Below are 18,196 nucleotides of genomic sequence, written 5' to 3'. Positions count from 1 at the left end.
ATGGCAATTGCAGCATTAACTGAAAATGTTGAAATGGCAACGGTCTTAAAAAAGATCATTGAAGATAAACAGCTATGGCTTGCCGAGCAACAAATTAAAAATCCACTGGCTAATTTTAAAAATAAAGTTGTACCTAGTGATCGTGATTTTTACCAAGCGTTAAATCAACCGAAAACGGTATTTATTTTAGAATGTAAAAGAGCATCGCCATCCAAGGGATTAATTCGAGATGATTTTGACCCAGCAAGTATAGCCAAAGTTTACAAAGATTATGCTTCGGCAATCTCAGTTTTAACTGACGAAAAATACTTTCAAGGTCGTTTTGAGTTTTTACCAATAGTACGTAATGAAGTCACCCAACCCGTACTTTGCAAAGACTTTATTATCGATGAATATCAGATTTACTTAGCACGTTATTATCAGGCTGATGCCATCTTGTTAATGTTATCGGTAGTCAATGATGATGAATATCGCCACTTAAGCCAAGTTGCTCACCAACTTAATATGGGGGTACTGACGGAAGCTAGTACCGAACAAGAAGTTGAACGAGCTATCAAACTTGGCGCTAAAGTGATTGGTATTAATAACCGTAATTTACGCGATCTGTCGGTTGATCTCAATCGGGTAAAAACTTTATCAAAAACAATCCCTGATGATCGAATCATTATTAGTGAATCAGGTATTTATACGCACAATCAAGTTAAAGATCTTAGCCATTATGCTAACGGTTTTTTAATTGGTAGTGCACTTATGTCTGAGCCAAACTTAACCTTAGCTATCCGTAAAGTAATGCTAGGTGAAAATAAAGTTTGTGGCTTAACCCAACCACAGGATGCAATAACCGTCTACCAAGCTGGTGCGGTTTATGGTGGATTAATTTTTGTGCCTAAATCACCAAGATATATAACACCGACTAAAGCGCGTAGTGTTATCGCATCAGCACCCTTGAATTGGGTTGGTGTTTTTAAAGATAGTGATATAGATGAAGTATGCGAAATAGCTAAACAACTATCTCTTTATGCAGTGCAATTGCATGGTCATGAGGATGATAACTATATCAAAACACTTCGCCAAAAATTACCCTCAACCTGTCAGATCTGGAAAGCGTTAAGTATTAGCGATAACATCCCAAATCATGATAACCCACTAGTATCACGTTACATATTTGATAATGGTGCTGGTGGAACAGGTAAAAGTTTTGATTGGTCACTTTTACGTGACAAAGATTTAAGTAATGTCATTTTGGCTGGTGGTATTAATCCGCAAAATGTGAGTGAGGCGCTCACTACCGATGTTATTGGTGTTGACCTTAATTCGGGCGTTGAAGTTTCACCAGGAATTAAAGATAAACAAAAAATCAAATTAGTATTTGAACAAATTTAACTGATTACATTAAAGGAATGGTTATGTCTAAATTAAATCCTTATTTTGGCAAATTTGGTGGTCAATATGTGCCACAAATATTGATGCCTGTGCTTGAACAACTTGAGGATGCTTTTATATCGGCGATACACGATCCAAGTTTTCAAAAAGAATTTAACGATCTTTTGGTTAACTACGCTGGTCGCCCGACAGCATTAACACTATGTAAAAATCTTACCGCAGGGACCAAAACAAAACTATATCTAAAACGTGAAGATTTAGTTCACGGTGGTGCGCATAAAACTAATCAAGTATTAGGCCAAGCATTACTCGCTAAAAGAATGGGTAAAACTGAAATTATTGCCGAAACTGGCGCAGGTCAGCATGGCGTTGCTTCAGCATTGGCGTGTGCATTATTGGGTTTAAAATGCCGAATATATATGGGGGCTAAAGATGTTAAACGCCAAGCTCCGAACGTATTTAGAATGCGACTCATGGGGGCAACAGTTATTCCGGTTGAAACCGGCTCTGCAACCTTAAAAGATGCTTGTAATGAAGCATTGCGAGATTGGTCTGGTAGTTACGAAACCGCTCACTATATGTTAGGTACCGCTGCTGGACCGCACCCATTCCCAACCATAGTGCGTGAATTCCAACAAATAATTAGCCGTGAAGCGAAACAACAAATTTTGGAAAAAGAGGGTCGATTACCTGATGCTGTCATCGCTTGTGTTGGTGGCGGTTCAAACGCAATTGGGATGTTTGCTAATTTTATTGATGATAAGTCAGTAAAATTAATTGGGGTTGAACCAGGAGGCCATGGCATCGAAAGTGGCGAACATGGTGCATCACTTAAACATGGTAAACTCGGTATTTACTTCGGTATGAAAGCCCCAATGATGCAAACCGAAGAAGGCCAAATTGAAGAGTCTTATTCGATTTCTGCAGGCCTTGATTTTCCAGCTGTTGGACCTCAACACGCTTATTTAGATAGTATTGGTCGGGCAGATTATGTCTCTATCACTGATGATGAAGCGCTTGAAGCGTTTCAGGCCTTATCACGCAATGAAGGAATTATTCCGGCTTTAGAGTCATCTCATGCCTTAGCCTATGCACTTAAGATGATTAAAGAAAATCCAAACAAAGAGCAACTATTAATTGTCAATTTATCAGGTCGTGGCGATAAAGATATTTTTACGGTTTACGATGTATTAAAAGCAAAAGGAGAAATAGAATGAGCCGTTATCAAAAACTGTTTGACCGCTTAACAGTCGAAAAACGAGGTGCATTTGTTCCTTTTGTTCCAGTTGGTGATCCTAATCCACAGCTTTCCTATCAAATTATTCAAACAATGATTGATGCAGGGGCTGATGCGTTAGAACTAGGCATTCCTTTTTCTGACCCAATGGCAGATGGTCCAACTATACAAAATGCTAATATTCGTGCTTTTAATGGTGGCATAACCGTTGCAAAATGCTTCGAAATCTTAACCAAAATCCGCGAAAACAATCCTGATATTCCAGTTGGATTATTAATCTATGCCAATTTAGTATTTAAAAATGGTATTGATAACTTCTATGCGAAGTGCGCTAAAGCAGGGGTAGATTCAGTATTAATTGCTGATTTACCTGTAGAGTATGCTGAAGAGTTTACGGGTGCTGCTGAAAAACACAGCATCGCACCAATATTTATCTGTCCACCTAATGCGGACGATGAAGTGATTAAAAATATTGCTAAACGAGGCAAAGGTTATACTTACTTAGTATCACGAGCAGGAGTAACCGGTACAGAAAACCGTGCTAATAAACCACTCACTCATTTACTCGAAAAACTAACTGAATTTAAAGCACCACCAGCAATTCAAGGTTTTGGTATTTCAGAACCCGCTCAAGTTAGTGAAGCAATTAAATCGGGTGCAGCGGGAGCTATTGCTGGATCGGCAACGGTTAAAATCATTGAAAACAAACTTAATAATCCGGACAAAATGCTGAGTGAATTAACAACTTTCGTTAAAACCATGAAAGCAGCAACGCAAAAGTAACATTAACCAATGATTAATCCGCTGAATATTAGGCGGATTAATTCACTTGAAAAACGAATAATTATACATATATAAAACCTAACTATAGATTAATCATAATTGTTCACCAGTTAAAAATCATAGCCCCTTAGTTTCAATAACTTTAAGCTTTTTGTGAATTCTGATATGATTTTGGGTTGCAATTTTTACAAAATACAGTATAATCTTCAGCCATCTATCGCGGGGTGGAGCAGCTTGGTAGCTCGTCGGGCTCATAACCCGAAGGTCGTTGGTTCAAATCCAGCCCCCGCAACCACTTAAATTTTCATTCATATTAATCTATCCTATTTTTATTGTCTGAAAGTTCGAATCAAGTGGCTTCATTATATTATGTTTTATATGTAGCCTCGCTTGTCGGGGTTTTTTTATATGATTTAAACGTTAGTTTAAAAGGAATGTTGGGCTTTATGCCCTTTTTTATTTTCTGCAGTGGAGGTTTGTTTGGCTAATTTAGAACAGCAATTGACCGAAATCATCCAAGAGCCTGTTAATGCACTTGGCTTTGAGCTAGTTGGGGTTGAATACATTCGTGGTCGTTACCCAGTTTTGCGCGTATATATTGATAGTGAAAATGGTATTACCGTTGATGATTGTGCTGATGTTAGTCGACAAATTAGTGCGGTACTTGATGTAGAAGACCCAATTAAAGATGCTTACAATCTCGAGGTCTCCTCACCAGGTATGGATCGACCTTTGTTTACGCTTGAACATTACCAACGTTTTATTGGTGAAGAAGTCACAATAAGTTTGCGTATTCCTGTTGCCAATCGCCGCAAGTGGAAAGGAAAGATTAAATCCATTGATAATGAAATGATTACATTAATCGTGGATGAAAATGATGAAGTGTTTGCTTTTAGTAATATACAAAAAGCGAACATTGTACCTAATTTTAACCTTAAATAGAGTACGGGTGTAAAGGATGAATAAAGAAATTTTAGCTGTTGTTGAAGCGGTATCTAATGAAAAGGCACTTACACGTGACAAAATTTTCGAAGCGCTAGAAACCGCGTTAGCAACGGCCACTAAAAAGAAACATACTGTTGATATAGATGTTGTCGTAAAAATTGACCACAAAACGGGTGATTATGATACGTTCCGCCGTTGGTTAGTGGTTAATGAAGTGTCTCAACCTACTAAAGAAATCACATTGGAAGCAGCTCAATTTGAAGATCCTAATGTAAAAGTAGGTGACTATGTTGAAGAACAAATTGAATCAGTCGCATTCGACCGCATTACAACACAAACAGCTAAACAAGTCATCGTTCAAAAAGTACGCGAAGCTGAGCGTGCTATGGTTATTGACATGTTTAGAAACCGAATTGGTGATATCGTAACGGGTATTGTTAAAAAGACCAACCGTGATAGTGTTATCCTTGATTTAGGTAATAACGCTGATGCAATGATGTCTCGCCATGATATGTTACCACGTGAAAACTTCCGAATTGGTGACCGTGTTCGAGGTATTTTATATCTTGTAGAACAAGATAATAAACCAGCACAACTCTGTGTTAGTCGTTCAAATCCTGAAATGATGGAAGAACTATTCCGTATAGAAGTACCTGAAATTGGCGAAGAGATGATCGACATCAAAGGTGTTGCTCGTGATCCAGGTTCTCGCGCTAAAATTGCTGTTAGCAGTAATGACCGCCGTATTGACCCTGTTGGTGCATGTGTCGGTATGCGAGGTGCTCGCGTTCAAGCTGTTTCGAATGAATTTGGTGGTGAACGTATTGATATTGTTTTATGGGATGATAACCCAGCTCAATATGTTATTAATGCTATGGCACCAGCCGATGTAGTATCTATCGTAGTTGATGAAGACAAACACACTATGGATGTTGCCGTTAATGCAGATACCTTACCGCAAGCTATCGGCCGTAATGGACAAAATATCCGTTTAGCATCACAACTTACTGGTTGGACGTTAAACGTCATGAGTACTGAAGATCTTCAAGAAAAACACCAAGCAGAATCTTTCGCAGCAATCAATAACCTAATGAAACATTTAGATATTGAAGAAGATCTTGCGCAACTTTTAGTTGAAGAAGGATTTACTTCACTTGAAGAGCTTGCTTATGTACCAGTAGATGAGTTACTTGAAATTGAAGAACTTGATGAAGAACTGGTTGATGCATTAAGAAATCGAGCAAAAGATGCCTTAACGACTATCGCACTTGCTCACAGTGGTGATAAACGACCTGCACAAGATCTATTAGATCTACCAGGTATGACACAAGAATTAGCCTATCAATTAGCACAACAAGATATTGTGACTCTAGAAGATTTAGCTGAACAAGGTACAGATGATCTTACAGACATTGAAGGTTTAACAAGCAAACAAGCTGGCGATTTTATTATGGCTGCCCGTAATATTTGTTGGTTTGCAAATGAATAATTGAGGGAAAGTTATACATGACCAAAGTATCAATCGAAACACTGGCTCAAGAAATAAATACACCAGTGCAAACACTTTTGCAACAGTTTGCTGATGCCGGAATGAAAAAGACTGCATCAGATACTGTTACTCAAAAGGAAAAAGAAGCTTTGCTTGCGCATTTAAAACCTCAGCAAGGCCCAACAAAATTAACTTTACAACGTAAAACACATTCAACACTAAATGTGTCAAGCGGTGGTGGCAAAAGTAAAGAAATCAAAGTTGAAGTTCGTAAAAAACGCACTATCGTAAAACAAGATCCTGCTGAATTAGAAAAAGCGCGTCTTGAAGCGGAACAAAAAGCGAAACAAGAAGCTGAATTGAAAGCACGTAAAGAGGCTGAAGAAAAAGCTAAACAAGAGGCTCAAGAACAGAAGAAACGCGAAGAAGCCGAAGCTAAAAAACGCAATCAAGAAGAAAAAGCGAAAGTTGCTCAAGAACAAGCAGCTGATCCAAAAGTGAAAAAAGCGCAAGAAGAAAAAGCTCGCTTAGAAGCTGAAGCAAACGAAATCAAGCGTAAAGCGGAAGAAGAAAACCGTCGTAAACTTGAAGAAGAAGCCAAACGCATGGCGGAAGAAGCGCGCAAACTTGCTGAACAATATAGCGATAGTGACGAAACAGATAACAGTGATGATGATGACTATCATGTCACTACATCTAAATATGCTCGTGCAGCTGAAGATGATACCGACCGTGAAGTTGAAGGTGGTCGTGGTCGTGGACGCGGTAGTAAACAGACTAAACAGAAAAAATCGAGCAAATTATCAGAAGGTAAAGCAGAACGTGAAGAAGCGCGTGCTGTAACGCGTAGTAGCCACAAGAAGAAAGGCAAAAGTACTTTACAACAAAGCTTTACTAAACCAGTACAAGCAATTAACCGCGATGTGGTTATTGGTGAAACCATCACTGTTGCCGAACTTGCTAACAAAATGGCAGTAAAAGGTTCAGAAGTAATCAAAACTATGATGAAAATGGGTGCAATGGCAACCATCAATCAGGTTATTGACCAAGAAACCGCTCAACTTGTTGCTGAAGAAATGGGACACAAAGTGGTACTTCGTCGTGAAAACGAACTTGAAGAATCACTAATGAGCGACCGTGATACTGGTGCAGAAAAAGTTTCTCGCGCACCTGTTGTGACTATCATGGGCCATGTTGACCATGGTAAAACCTCACTACTTGACTATATTCGTAAAGCAAAAGTTGCTTCAGGCGAAGCTGGTGGTATTACTCAGCACATCGGTGCTTACCATGTTAAAACCTCAAGCGGAGAAATCACATTCTTAGATACTCCAGGCCATGCTGCATTTACATCAATGCGTGCTCGTGGTGCTAAAGCAACTGACATCGTGGTATTAGTTGTTGCAGCTGATGATGGTGTGATGCCACAAACTATTGAGGCGATTCAACATGCGAAAGCGGCAAATGTACCAATCGTTGTTGCAGTAAACAAAATTGATAAGCCAGAAGCCGATCCGGAACGTGTCAAAGGTGAACTTGCTCAATATGGCGTGATGTCAGAAGATTGGGGTGGTGATACTCAGTTCGTTCATGTTTCAGCAAAAGCTGGTACGGGGATTGACCAACTACTTGAAGCGATTTTATTACAAGCAGAAGTACTTGAACTTACTGCTTATGAATCAGGTATGGCTAGCGGTGTCGTTATCGAATCATTCCTTGATAAAGGTCGTGGTTCTGTTGCTACAGTACTTGTTCAATCAGGTACCTTACGTAAAGGTGATATCGTATTATGTGGATTTGAATATGGTCGTATTCGTGCAATGCGCAACGAATTAGGTAAAGAAGTTACCGAAGCGGGCCCATCAATTCCGGTTGAGATTTTAGGTCTTTCAGGTGTACCGTCAGCAGGTGATGAAGCAACAGTTGTACGTGATGAAAAGAAAGCACGTGAAGTTGCCTTATATCGTCAAGGTAAATTCCGTGATGTTAAACTTGCACGTCAACAAAAAGCGAAACTTGAAAACATGTTTACTAACATGACTGAAGGTGACGTATCTGAACTTAATATCGTCCTTAAAGCTGACGTACAAGGTTCGGTTGAAGCAATTTCTGATTCATTACTAAAACTATCAACAGATGAAGTTAAAGTTAAAATCATTGGTTCAGGCGTAGGTGGTATCACCGAAACTGATGCATCACTTGCAGCAGCATCTAATGCTATTATCCTTGGTTTTAATGTTCGTGCCGATGCTTCAGCGCGTAAAGTTGTTGAAGCTGAAAACTTAGATTTACGTTACTATTCAGTTATTTATGACTTAATTGATGAAGTTAAACAAGCCATGAGCGGTATGCTTGCTCCAGAATACAAGCAAGAGATTATTGGTCTTGCTGAAGTGCGTGATGTATTTAAATCACCTAAATTTGGTGCAATCGCTGGTTGTATGGTAACTGAAGGCGTAGTTAAACGTCATAACCCAATTCGTGTATTACGTGATAACGTGGTTATCTATGAAGGCGAACTTGAATCATTACGACGCTTCAAAGATGACGTTAACGAAGTTCGTAACGGCATGGAGTGTGGTATTGGTGTTCGTAACTACAATGATGTTCGCGTTGGCGATACTATCGAAGTCTTTGAAACTGTCGAAATCCAGCGTACTATTTAGTTAATACGCTAAATAAGCAAGGTTTTTATAAACCTTGCTTATTCACATTTTAAGGAAAATAGATATGGCAAAAGCATTTAATCGATCGTCTCGGGTCGGACACGAATTACAAAAAGAGATTGCGATTATTTTACAGCGTGAAATCAAAGATCCACGTTTAGGCATGGTAACGGTTTCGGGTGTAGATATTTCACGTGATCTCTCTTATGCAAAAGTGTTTGTAACGTTTTTAAACGATGATGATCCACAAGTTATCGAGCAAGGATTGACTGTCTTAAATGATGCTAAAGGGTATATTCGAACACTCATTGGTAAAGCAATGCGTTTACGAATTATTCCTGAAATTAAATTCTTTTATGATGAATCACTTGTTAAAGGTATGCAGATGTCTACTCTAGTATCTGATGTTATTAAACAAGATAACGAACGTCATAAAGATTAATAATAAAATTGCTCAATATTGTAAAAAATATTGAGGAGTGTGATCCGTTTCAAATAAAATATCGATGATGAATATAAAAAAAACTCGCCGTGATGTTCACGGCGTTTTGTTATTAGACAAACCACAAGGCATGACATCAAATGATGCCTTACAAAAAGTGAAAAGATTATTCAACGCAAAAAAAGCAGGGCATACTGGCGCGCTAGATCCATTAGCCACTGGAATGTTACCTATCTGTTTTGGTGAAGCGACGAAATTTTCACAATACTTGTTAGATTCTGACAAACGCTATCGCGTGATCGCCAAATTGGGTGAGCGTACTGACACGTCTGATGCGGATGGTCAAATAATTTCAACTAGATCGGTTAATATTACTCAATCACAAATCGAAGAAGCATTAACTCATTTTCGCGGTGATATTTTACAAGTTCCAACCATGTTTTCGGCTTTAAAATATCAAGGCAAACCACTTTATGAATATGCTCGCCAAGGTATTGTTATAGAGCGAGAAGCTAGGCCCATTACAATTTATGAAAACCAGTTTATCCAATACGATTCAACTAAGCACGAATTAACCTTAGAAATCCATTGTTCAAAAGGGACTTATATTCGTACCATTATTGATGATTTAGGTGAATTACTTGGCTGTGGGGCACATGTAATTTATTTAAGACGTCTACAAGTATCAAATTATCCTATCGATAATATGATCACCCTAGATGAATTGCAAAATGAACCAATGCTTATGCCAGTCGATAGCCCACTACAAGACCGCCCTAAAGTGGTATTAAGTGAAAGCCAAGGTAAAGACATTTTATTAGGTAGAACCGTAATTGTTGAAAACAGTGTAAGTGTTGAAACATTAGTAAGAATTTATCAAGGCCAACAATTTATTGGTGCAGGAACTCAAATCCTTAATAAATTGTCACCTAAAAGATTAATTTCAACATCCTAATTAAATCGTTAATCAATTTAAAATATTAGCAATTAGTAAAAAACATTTCGGTATCAATAGTATGGCATTGTGATAATGATGTCATATTATGTTCAAGAAGATCACATAACAATTGTGCTGATTTACATCCCATTTTGTATAAAGGCTTATTGACTCTACTCAATTGATCTAATTCATTATATTGAAGATCATTGGTATGGCTAATATAAGTAATTGCAAGCGGATGTTGTAATTGTGATTGGCTCTTTTTGACTTGGTGTAATGCGCCAAAAAGTGAACGATAATTCGATAAATAATTTTGCGTATGATAGCAATCATAACAAGAGAGACTACTCAAATCCTCAAAAATAACGGCTGTCGGCGGCTTATTGCTTTGAAGTAGTGTCTTAATGGCATCTCGCCCATGTTCATACGTAAGGCAACCTTGAATGACATAATCACTATCGATCGGCATATTGATTCGTTGAAAAGCCTGTTGATAGCCTTGCAAGAAAAATGAGGAGTTAGTATTTTTATCGCTATTAATAAAAATTGCGATCTTATTATGCCCCTGCTCAATTAAATGCTGAGTGGTTTGATATCCAATTGTCAGATGATCGAAATGAACACAGGTAAAATTCTTCTTAAAATGATTAACAAATACAATTGGTGGTAATGAATTTTTATAACTATATAGCTGGGTAAGGTATGGAGCTTGATTTATAATGATAATGCCAATAAAACAATTTTGCTTAATATATTGAATTAAATAATAGAGATCATTTTTAACCTTATAAGGAAATTGTAAATAAAACAGTTGAAACCCAGCTTCATGTAAAACTTGCTCAATACCAAAATTGATTAAGCTTTTAGAGATAAGCTGATTATCAACAACTAAAATTTTATTGCTTTCATGAACGGGTTGATAATCTTTTAAATTTTTTGATAGATCAACATTTAAAGCCTTCATCGCCTGATAAACCAGAAATTGAGTTTGTGGAGATGTTAGGTTGGGTGTTCTTAATACTCTTGATACAGATGCGATTGAAACCTTTGCCTCTTTCGCTATCATCGATAATGAGATCTTCGCCATAATTATAAATTTAGTTAAATATAAAATTACTTTAACGAGGATTATTAAAATTGTAATCAACTAAAATTCAATTTTTCGAGCAAGATTCCAAAATTTAGAAAATATCTTTTTTCCAAAATCTTTAACAATAAAGTGGTATAATTGCCATTAAATACTTTAATTCGGGTTTATCATATGTCTGCATGGAATATCGCCATTGTTGGTGCGACAGGACAAGTAGGTTCTGCGCTAATTGAGTTATTAAATGACTCAAAAACTATTGAAATTGAAAATCTCTATTTAGTCGGTAGCGATAACAGCGCTGGCGAAGTAGTTCGTTTTGCCGGTAAAAATTTAACCGTCATTGATAGCGAGCAAATGGATTGGAGTCAATGCCATTTTGCCTTTTTTGTTGCAGGTACTAAAACTAGCGAAAAATATGCTCAAACAGCTGCTCAAGCAGGCTGTATCGTTATTGATGCGAGCGGATTTTTTGCTGATCAAGACCATATCCCATTAATTGTACCTAAAGTAAATAACAGCGTATTAACCGAATATCGCAATGAAAATATTATTGCTGTTGCAAGCCCAACCGTATCTCAATTATTACGTTGTGTTGCATCACTAACCGATATTCAATTACTGACTAATCTCCATTTAACCAGCTTTATTCCTTCATCATTATATGGCAAGCCAGGTGTGGATGAACTAGCAGGACAAAGCGCTAGATTACTCAATGGAATGCCAGTTGATAACGAGCTATTTGACAATCAACTTGCCTTTAACTTATTACCGCTTTCGCATGAGTCTGATCACCAAAGTTTAGGTGAACACACTCAAATTAACCAAATTCGTAAAGTGATAAGTAATTATGATTTACCTATCTCAATTGAATCCGTTATTGTGCCGGTCTTTTATGGACTAGCTCAAGCGGTGAATGTTTCCAGTAGCTTACCCATTGAACTAGACATGGCTCGTTTTAGTGAATTTGGCGTTGAAGTAAAAAGTGAAGATTTACCAACTCCAGTAACCGAAGTCAATACCGAAGGTGAAAAGAACTTAACCATTAAACTCGCTAATTTACGACACAGCTATGGAAATTATGAACAAATTCAATTTTGGTCAGTAGCAGATAATATCCGTTACTTAGGTGGACTAATGTTAATCGAGACACTTGAGATCCTGATTAATGACTACCTCTAAAATTGCATTAGGTATCGAATATGATGGTAGTAGCTATTTTGGTTGGCAACGACAACAGCACGTTGACTCTATTCAAGAAAGATTAGAATCGGCTTTGTCTGTCATAGCTAACGAGCCAATAGCCGTATTTTGTGCAGGACGAACCGACGCTGGCGTACATGCCACAGGGCAAGTAATTCATTTTGAAACCAACGCTCAGCGCGGTGAGGCAGCATGGACAATGGGCGTAAACTCTCATCTTCCTGACAATATCGCTGTACGGTGGTCAAAAAGTGTGGATGACAGTTTTCATGCTAGATTTAGTGCAACGGCTCGGCGTTACCGATATTTGATTTATAATCATCGTTATCGTCCAGCAATTTTGGCCAAAGGCGTGACGCATTATTATCTGCCATTAAATGAAGAACTGATGCACCAAGCGGGGCAATATTTATTAGGTGAAAATGATTTCTCATCATTTAGAGCTGCGCAGTGTCAATCGCGAACGCCCTGGCGTAATATTCATCATATTCAAGTTACAAGACAGGGTGAATATGTTATTGTCGATATCAAAGCAAATGCCTTTGTACATCATATGGTACGCAATATTGTCGGAAGTTTGTTAGAAGTTGGTGCAGGTAATCAACCACCGCAGTGGATTGATGAGCTATTAAAAGCGAAAGATCGTACTCAAGCTGCAGCAACCGCGAAACCTGAAGGTTTATATTTGGTTCAGGTAGATTATCCATTAGAATATCAAATTCCTGATTGCGCTTTAGGGCCATTATTTATAAAGTAAGCAAATTAGCTATAGATTAAATTAAATAAAAAGATGAATGCAATGAATACTGATGATTCAAATAAAGAACTCAAAAATCAAGACGCAAAAAAATCAAAAGTACAAAATATAAAATTACCACCTCACTCAATCGAGGCAGAACAAGCTGTGCTTGGTAGCCTAATGCTGGATAATCAGCGTTGGGATGTTGTTGCTGAAATGATTACCGACCGTGATTTTTATTCTCGTCATCACCAACTCATATTTTCAGAAATGCATACCTTAGTCAGTCGTGGTACCCCGATTGACTTAATCACTTTGTCTGAAAGCTTAGAAAGTAAAGACTTACTTGTTGATGTGGGTGGATTTGCTTATTTAGCTGAGTTATCGAAAAACACACCAAGCGCCATTAACGTAGTGGCTTATACCGACATTATTCGCCAGCAAGCGATATTGCGGGAACTGATTAGTGCTTCAAATGAAATTGCTGATAACTGTTACTCAACTGAAGGCCGAGACAGTACCGAAATTTTAGACTTAGCTGAAAGCAAAATCTTCCAAATTGCCGAAAGCCGTACTAAGCAGGGTGAAGGACCGAAAAATATTACCGATGTGCTAGAAGCTACCGTCGCAAAAATTGAAGAGTTATTCCAGCGCCCACATGATGGCGTGACAGGGGTCTCAACCGGCTTCCTTGATTTAGATAAAAAAACCGCAGGATTACAGCGTTCAGACTTAATTATTATTGCAGCTCGTCCATCAATGGGTAAAACCACATTTGCGATGAACCTTTGTGAAAACGCTGCTATGATGCAAGATAAGCCGGTACTAATCTTTAGTTTAGAAATGCCATCAGAACAGATTATGATGCGTATGCTGGCCTCGTTATCACGTGTTGATCAGACTCGTATTCGTACAGGCCAACTACAAGATGATGATTGGGCAAGAATATCGAGCACCATGGGATTACTGCTGGAAAAGAAAAACATCTACATTGATGACTCATCAGGATTAACTCCTATGGAACTACGCTCACGAGCAAGACGAATTTACCGTGAACATAAAGGATTAAGTATGATCATGGTCGATTACTTACAGCTGATGCGAGTACCAAACATATCAGAAAACCGAACGCTTGAAATCGCCGAGATCTCCCGCTCATTAAAAGCATTAGCCAAAGAGTTACAAATTCCGGTCGTCGCTCTTTCACAGCTAAACCGAAGCTTAGAACAACGCGCCGATAAACGACCTGTTAACTCCGACTTACGTGAATCAGGATCTATCGAACAAGATGCCGATGTAATTATGTTCATCTATCGTGACGAAGTATATAACGAAGCATCAGAACATAAAGGTATTGCAGAAATCATCTTAGGTAAACAGCGAAATGGTCCAATTGGTAAAGTACGCTTAACTTTCCAAGGTCAATTCTCAAGGTTTGATAATTACGCTGATGCGGGTAAATATTTGGATGACGAATAATTGAAGTATCGTAAATGTGAAAAACAATACTTCAATTAACGCCTTATTTTTTTATTAGCGTAGATCCGATAAAACTGGGCAAGAGTAAAAATCACTGCTTGTAAAATCACAATACAAGCACTGGTTGACGCATCTATATGAAAACTGATTAAAGTACCAGTTACTGTCGAAAATACCGATACAATTACTGCAATCACTAACATCTTTTCAAAACATTTAGTCAATAAAAATGCGGTTATGCCAGGCGCAATTAACATCGCAATAACTAAAATAACACCTGCAGCTTTAAGTGATCCAACAATAGTCAATGCTAAAATACTTAATAAACCGTAATGTAATAATTTAACTGGCAAACCAACTACTCTTGCTTGCACGGCATCAAAACAATACAGCATCAAATCACGGCGTTTAATGATAACTAAAATCGAAACAATGCTTGCAATCGTAATAATTTGGATGAGTTCTTGATAGCTTGTTCCCAACACACTACCAAATAAAATATGATTCAAATGTTGCGACGTTTCCACTTTAGAAAACAGCACTAAACCAAAAGCAAACATTCCCGAAAAAACGATGCCCATTACAGTATCTTCCTTTATTCGACTGTTATCTTTAATGTAACCAGTAGCAACCGAACAAAATAACCCCGACGCAAATGCACCAATTATTAAAGGGATCCCAGCTAAATAAGCAAGTACAATACCGGGTAATACCGCGTGAGAAATAGCATCGCCCATCAACGACCAGCCTTTTAACACTAAAAAGCATGACAGTAGGGCGCAAACAATACCAGTAGCTAGCGCAGCTAGAATGGCACGTTGAACAAAAGGAATTGTAAGAGGATGATAAATAAGTTCCCATATCATACTGAACCTCCTTGTCTTGCTTGGCTGATTCGGCGTGAAATCAACCCTTGTCTTGGTGCAAATAAAAATGCTGCCAAAAAGACTAAAGTTTGTAATGTCACAATCACACCACCTGTTTCACCATTAAGGAAATAACTGATCCAAGCGCCAATTGCACTCGTCAGCGCACCGATGATAACTGAAATAATTAACAACCGTGAAAATCTATCGGTAAGTAAGTAAGCCGTCGCGCCAGGGGTTACTACCATCGCTATGACCAAGATTGCACCGACCGTTTGCAGTGCAGCAACAGTACAGGCACTTAAAATAGTAAAAAAAAGAATCTTTAACTGTAATGGTTTTAAGCCAATTGAACGAGCATGAGTTTCATCAAAAAAGACCACTAACAGATCCTTCCAAAAAAACAGTAGTAAAATCAGTGAAACTAAAATAATAATTTGCACTTGCCACATATCACTATCATCAATTCCCAAAATATTACCAAAAATAATAGTTTGCACATTAACAGAAGTTGGATTTAGTGAAATGATTAAAAGACCGATAGCAAAAAAGGTCGAAAAGATAAAACCAATAATGGCATCTTCTTTTAAACGAGTGAAAGCACGTACAATTGTTATTGATAAAGCCGCTAACAAACCGGTAAAAAAAGCGCCCACTGAATAAGGTAAGCCAAGCGCATAAGCACCCGCCACACCGGGCACTACTGAGTGCGAAAGGGCATCGCCCATTAAAGACCAGCCTTTTAACATCAAAAACGCCGACAAAAATGCGCAAGCTGCACCAACAATACTACTTACCCAAATGGCTTTTAACATAAAGCCATAAGTAAAAGGTTCAAGAAGCAGTTCCATTTAGTGTTGCCCTTTAGTTTCAATAACAGTTGGTTCGACTAGAAAATCTTTGTGAGCCGAGTCATCATTGCCTTCACCATAAAATATAGCTGCCCGCTCATCATCAGTTAAAATAGACATTTTACGAGGATCTTCATCTTGGTGTAATTGTTCACCAGACAAGCTTAAATAACGTAGTGCGCCACCAAATGTCATCATCAAATTTTGTGGGGTAAATGTTGTTTTAGTTTCACCAAAAGCCAACACGGTTTGATTAATCAACACTACCTGATCACAAAACTCTGGCACACTACCTAAATTGTGGGTAGAAACTAAAATCAAATGGCCTTCATCACGAAGATCTTTAAGCAGATCGATAATGGCATTTTCGGTTTTCACATCAACGCCCGTAAATGGCTCGTCTAACAATAACACCTTACCTTGTTGAGCCAAAGCTCTAGCTAAAAAGACACGTTTTTTTTGACCGCCAGAAAGTTGACCAATCTGGCGATGCTTAAAATCCAACATATTGACTCGTTCTAGTGCCAGATCGACTTGTCTTTTATCTTCCTTACTTGGTATTCGTAAAAAAGACATATGACCATAACGCCCCATCATCACCACATCCGATACCAAAACCGGAAAATCCCAATCGACTTCTTCAGTTTGAGGAACATAGGCAATAATATTTTGCTTTAATGCTTGTTTTACCGAAATATCATTAAACGTCACTTGTCCTTTAGTGGGTTTTATCATCCCCATAATGCTTTTAAATAGTGTCGATTTCCCACTACCATTAACGCCGACAAGTGCACAGATAGTGCCACCATTCAAACGAAAACTCGCATCATGAATTGCTGTATGACCATTATTATAGGTCACGGTAATATCATCAACATTTAAGCAAATTTGAGTCATTATTTTTCGAATCCTTTAGCGATTGTTTCAACCGTCACTTTTAATAAATCGATATAAGTAGGAACAGGGCCATCTTTAGTAGAAAGTGAATCAACATACAACACACCACCATAAGTAGCGCCAGTTTCTTTACTTACCTGCTTAGCAGGTTTATCAGAAATCGTACTCTCACTAAATAAAACAGGTATATTATTAGCACGTACTAAATCAATAAGATGCTTAACTTGTTTAGGTGTACCTTGTTGCTCGGCATTAATTGGCCAGAGATACGCCTCTTTAAGATTATAATCACGTGCTAAATAACTAAAAGCGCCTTCACTGGTCACTAACCAACGCTGTGATTCAGGGATCTTAGCTAAACGCTCACGAAGTGGGGCATCAAGCGCCTTAATTTTTGCCACATATTCTGCGGCATTCTTATTATATATTTCGGCGTTTTTCGGATCATATTTAACCAAAGCCGCACGAATATTTTCGACATAAGTTAAAGCAAGTGTTGGTGACATCCAAGCATGAGGATTTGGATTACCTTTATAGCTACCTTCTTGAATCGGCATTGGCTCAATGCCTTCTGTTACGACAACTGAAGGCACATCTTTAATATCTTCAAAAAAGCGTTCAAACCAAAGTTCTAAGTTTAAACCATTCCACAACACCAAATCGGCAGACAGTGCTTTATTAATATCTTGTGGTGTAGGATCGTATTCATGAATTTCGGCGCCAACTTTAGTGATTGACTCCACAACCGCGGCATCACCAGCCACGTTTTGGGCAATATCTTGTATAACAGTAAATGTGGTAACTACTTTAAATTTTTTCTCATCAGCTGATGATGAATTGGTCAGACCCGTCAAAACCAGTAGCGATGCTAAAATCGCATTTAATAATGTCTTACGGCTTTTAAAAAAATTGAATTTCATTGATTAATCCTTATTGTATACTATCTGTTCGAACTCAATCAAGTACAGAAAATAAGCTGTAGATAAACGATCAGAAATGTACGAAATCCTTTTCTAGATCACTCCTTATTACTTTAAAAATGCAAAAATGATATTTTAAATGTTAATGAGAATTATTATCATTAATAAAATAAAAGTCAAATTTTTTATTACTCAATATTAAACAAAAATACAAAAAAAGCGTAGCCAGCTACATCTATTAGAACGATAGATAATGTAGTGTTAAACTG

At 37.9% G+C, this 18,196-nt stretch carries 16 protein-coding genes and 1 tRNA gene; 12 read left to right on the top strand and 5 right to left on the bottom strand.

The genetic code is table 11. From position 1 onward, the window contains the following. From trpCF to truB, 9 genes are all read left to right on the top strand, one after another. Positions 1-1,383, top strand: coding sequence for a bifunctional indole-3-glycerol-phosphate synthase TrpC/phosphoribosylanthranilate isomerase TrpF (gene trpCF / locus J3U00_RS04785; protein ID WP_324169890.1), 1,383 nt, complete (start codon positions 1-3; stop codon positions 1,381-1,383). A gap of 23 nt (positions 1,384-1,406) precedes the next feature. Beyond that, a complete protein-coding gene (gene trpB / locus J3U00_RS04780; RefSeq protein ID WP_065563375.1) occupies positions 1,407-2,600 on the top strand; it encodes a tryptophan synthase subunit beta in 1,194 nt (397 codons plus the stop codon). Then, complete coding sequence (gene trpA, locus J3U00_RS04775; RefSeq protein ID WP_267331734.1) at positions 2,597-3,403, top strand: tryptophan synthase subunit alpha; 807 nt, start codon at positions 2,597-2,599, stop codon at positions 3,401-3,403. The genes trpB and trpA overlap by 4 nt, the downstream gene beginning before the upstream one ends. Positions 3,404-3,621: 218 nt before the next feature. Further along, positions 3,622-3,698, top strand: a tRNA-Met gene (locus J3U00_RS04770). A 185-nt stretch (positions 3,699-3,883) separates the two neighbouring features. Then, a complete protein-coding gene (rimP, locus tag J3U00_RS04765; protein ID WP_065563377.1) occupies positions 3,884-4,345 on the top strand; it encodes a ribosome maturation factor RimP in 462 nt (153 codons plus the stop codon). 16 nt (positions 4,346-4,361) lie between these two features. After that, positions 4,362-5,837, top strand: a complete 1,476-nt coding sequence (gene nusA, locus J3U00_RS04760; RefSeq protein WP_267331733.1) for a transcription termination factor NusA — start codon at positions 4,362-4,364, stop codon at positions 5,835-5,837. A 17-nt stretch (positions 5,838-5,854) separates the two neighbouring features. After that, a complete protein-coding gene (infB, locus tag J3U00_RS04755) occupies positions 5,855-8,503 on the top strand; it encodes a translation initiation factor IF-2 (RefSeq protein WP_065563379.1) in 2,649 nt (882 codons plus the stop codon). Positions 8,504-8,567: 64 nt separating this feature from the next. Next, a complete protein-coding gene (gene rbfA, locus J3U00_RS04750) occupies positions 8,568-8,945 on the top strand; it encodes a 30S ribosome-binding factor RbfA (RefSeq protein ID WP_065733757.1) in 378 nt (125 codons plus the stop codon). 64 nt (positions 8,946-9,009) lie between these two features. Beyond that, positions 9,010-9,900: a tRNA pseudouridine(55) synthase TruB gene (truB, locus tag J3U00_RS04745; protein ID WP_267331732.1), complete on the top strand. Its 891-nt coding sequence runs from the start codon at positions 9,010-9,012 to the stop codon at positions 9,898-9,900. A gap of 25 nt (positions 9,901-9,925) precedes the next feature. On the opposite strand, the gene J3U00_RS04740 is transcribed toward truB, so the two are convergent. Then, positions 9,926-10,972: a LacI family DNA-binding transcriptional regulator gene (locus J3U00_RS04740; RefSeq protein ID WP_267331731.1), complete on the bottom strand. Its 1,047-nt coding sequence runs from the start codon at positions 10,970-10,972 to the stop codon at positions 9,926-9,928. A 174-nt stretch (positions 10,973-11,146) separates the two neighbouring features. Here J3U00_RS04740 and J3U00_RS04735 point away from each other — a divergent pair, with 174 nt between their 5' ends. The 3 genes from J3U00_RS04735 to dnaB are packed head-to-tail and all read left to right on the top strand — an operon-like array spanning position 11,147 to position 14,393. After that, on the top strand, positions 11,147-12,154 hold the full coding sequence (locus tag J3U00_RS04735) for an aspartate-semialdehyde dehydrogenase (RefSeq protein ID WP_220225772.1): 1,008 nt from the start codon (positions 11,147-11,149) through the stop codon (positions 12,152-12,154). Beyond that, positions 12,141-12,932 (top strand): tRNA pseudouridine(38-40) synthase TruA, encoded by a 792-nt coding sequence (gene truA / locus J3U00_RS04730; RefSeq protein WP_267331730.1) that lies wholly within the window; start codon positions 12,141-12,143, stop codon positions 12,930-12,932. Before J3U00_RS04735 ends, truA begins: the two co-directional genes overlap by 14 nt. A 33-nt stretch (positions 12,933-12,965) precedes the next feature. Further along, on the top strand, positions 12,966-14,393 hold the full coding sequence (gene dnaB, locus J3U00_RS04725) for a replicative DNA helicase (protein ID WP_267362479.1): 1,428 nt from the start codon (positions 12,966-12,968) through the stop codon (positions 14,391-14,393). Positions 14,394-14,428: 35 nt separating this feature from the next. Here the strand turns inward: dnaB and J3U00_RS04720 are convergent, their stop codons facing one another. The 4 genes from J3U00_RS04720 to J3U00_RS04705 are packed head-to-tail and all read right to left on the bottom strand — an operon-like array spanning position 14,429 to position 17,927. After that, positions 14,429-15,259 (bottom strand): metal ABC transporter permease, encoded by an 831-nt coding sequence (locus tag J3U00_RS04720; RefSeq protein WP_324169889.1) that lies wholly within the window; start codon positions 15,257-15,259, stop codon positions 14,429-14,431. Next, positions 15,256-16,110: a metal ABC transporter permease gene (locus J3U00_RS04715; RefSeq protein ID WP_220225774.1), complete on the bottom strand. Its 855-nt coding sequence runs from the start codon at positions 16,108-16,110 to the stop codon at positions 15,256-15,258. The genes J3U00_RS04720 and J3U00_RS04715 overlap by 4 nt, the downstream gene beginning before the upstream one ends. Further along, on the bottom strand, positions 16,111-17,007 hold the full coding sequence (locus tag J3U00_RS04710) for a manganese/iron ABC transporter ATP-binding protein (protein WP_081303320.1): 897 nt from the start codon (positions 17,005-17,007) through the stop codon (positions 16,111-16,113). It lies immediately after the preceding gene. After that, positions 17,007-17,927: a metal ABC transporter substrate-binding protein gene (locus tag J3U00_RS04705; RefSeq protein WP_065563387.1), complete on the bottom strand. Its 921-nt coding sequence runs from the start codon at positions 17,925-17,927 to the stop codon at positions 17,007-17,009. Before J3U00_RS04705 ends, J3U00_RS04710 begins: the two co-directional genes overlap by 1 nt. Positions 17,928-18,196: the final 269 nt, after the last annotated feature.

The sequence above is a fragment of the Gilliamella sp. B3127 genome (assembly GCF_026536935.1).
GTDB lineage: Bacteria > Pseudomonadota > Gammaproteobacteria > Enterobacterales > Orbaceae > Gilliamella > Gilliamella apicola_E.
This window is presented reverse-complemented; position numbering and strand designations above follow the sequence as displayed.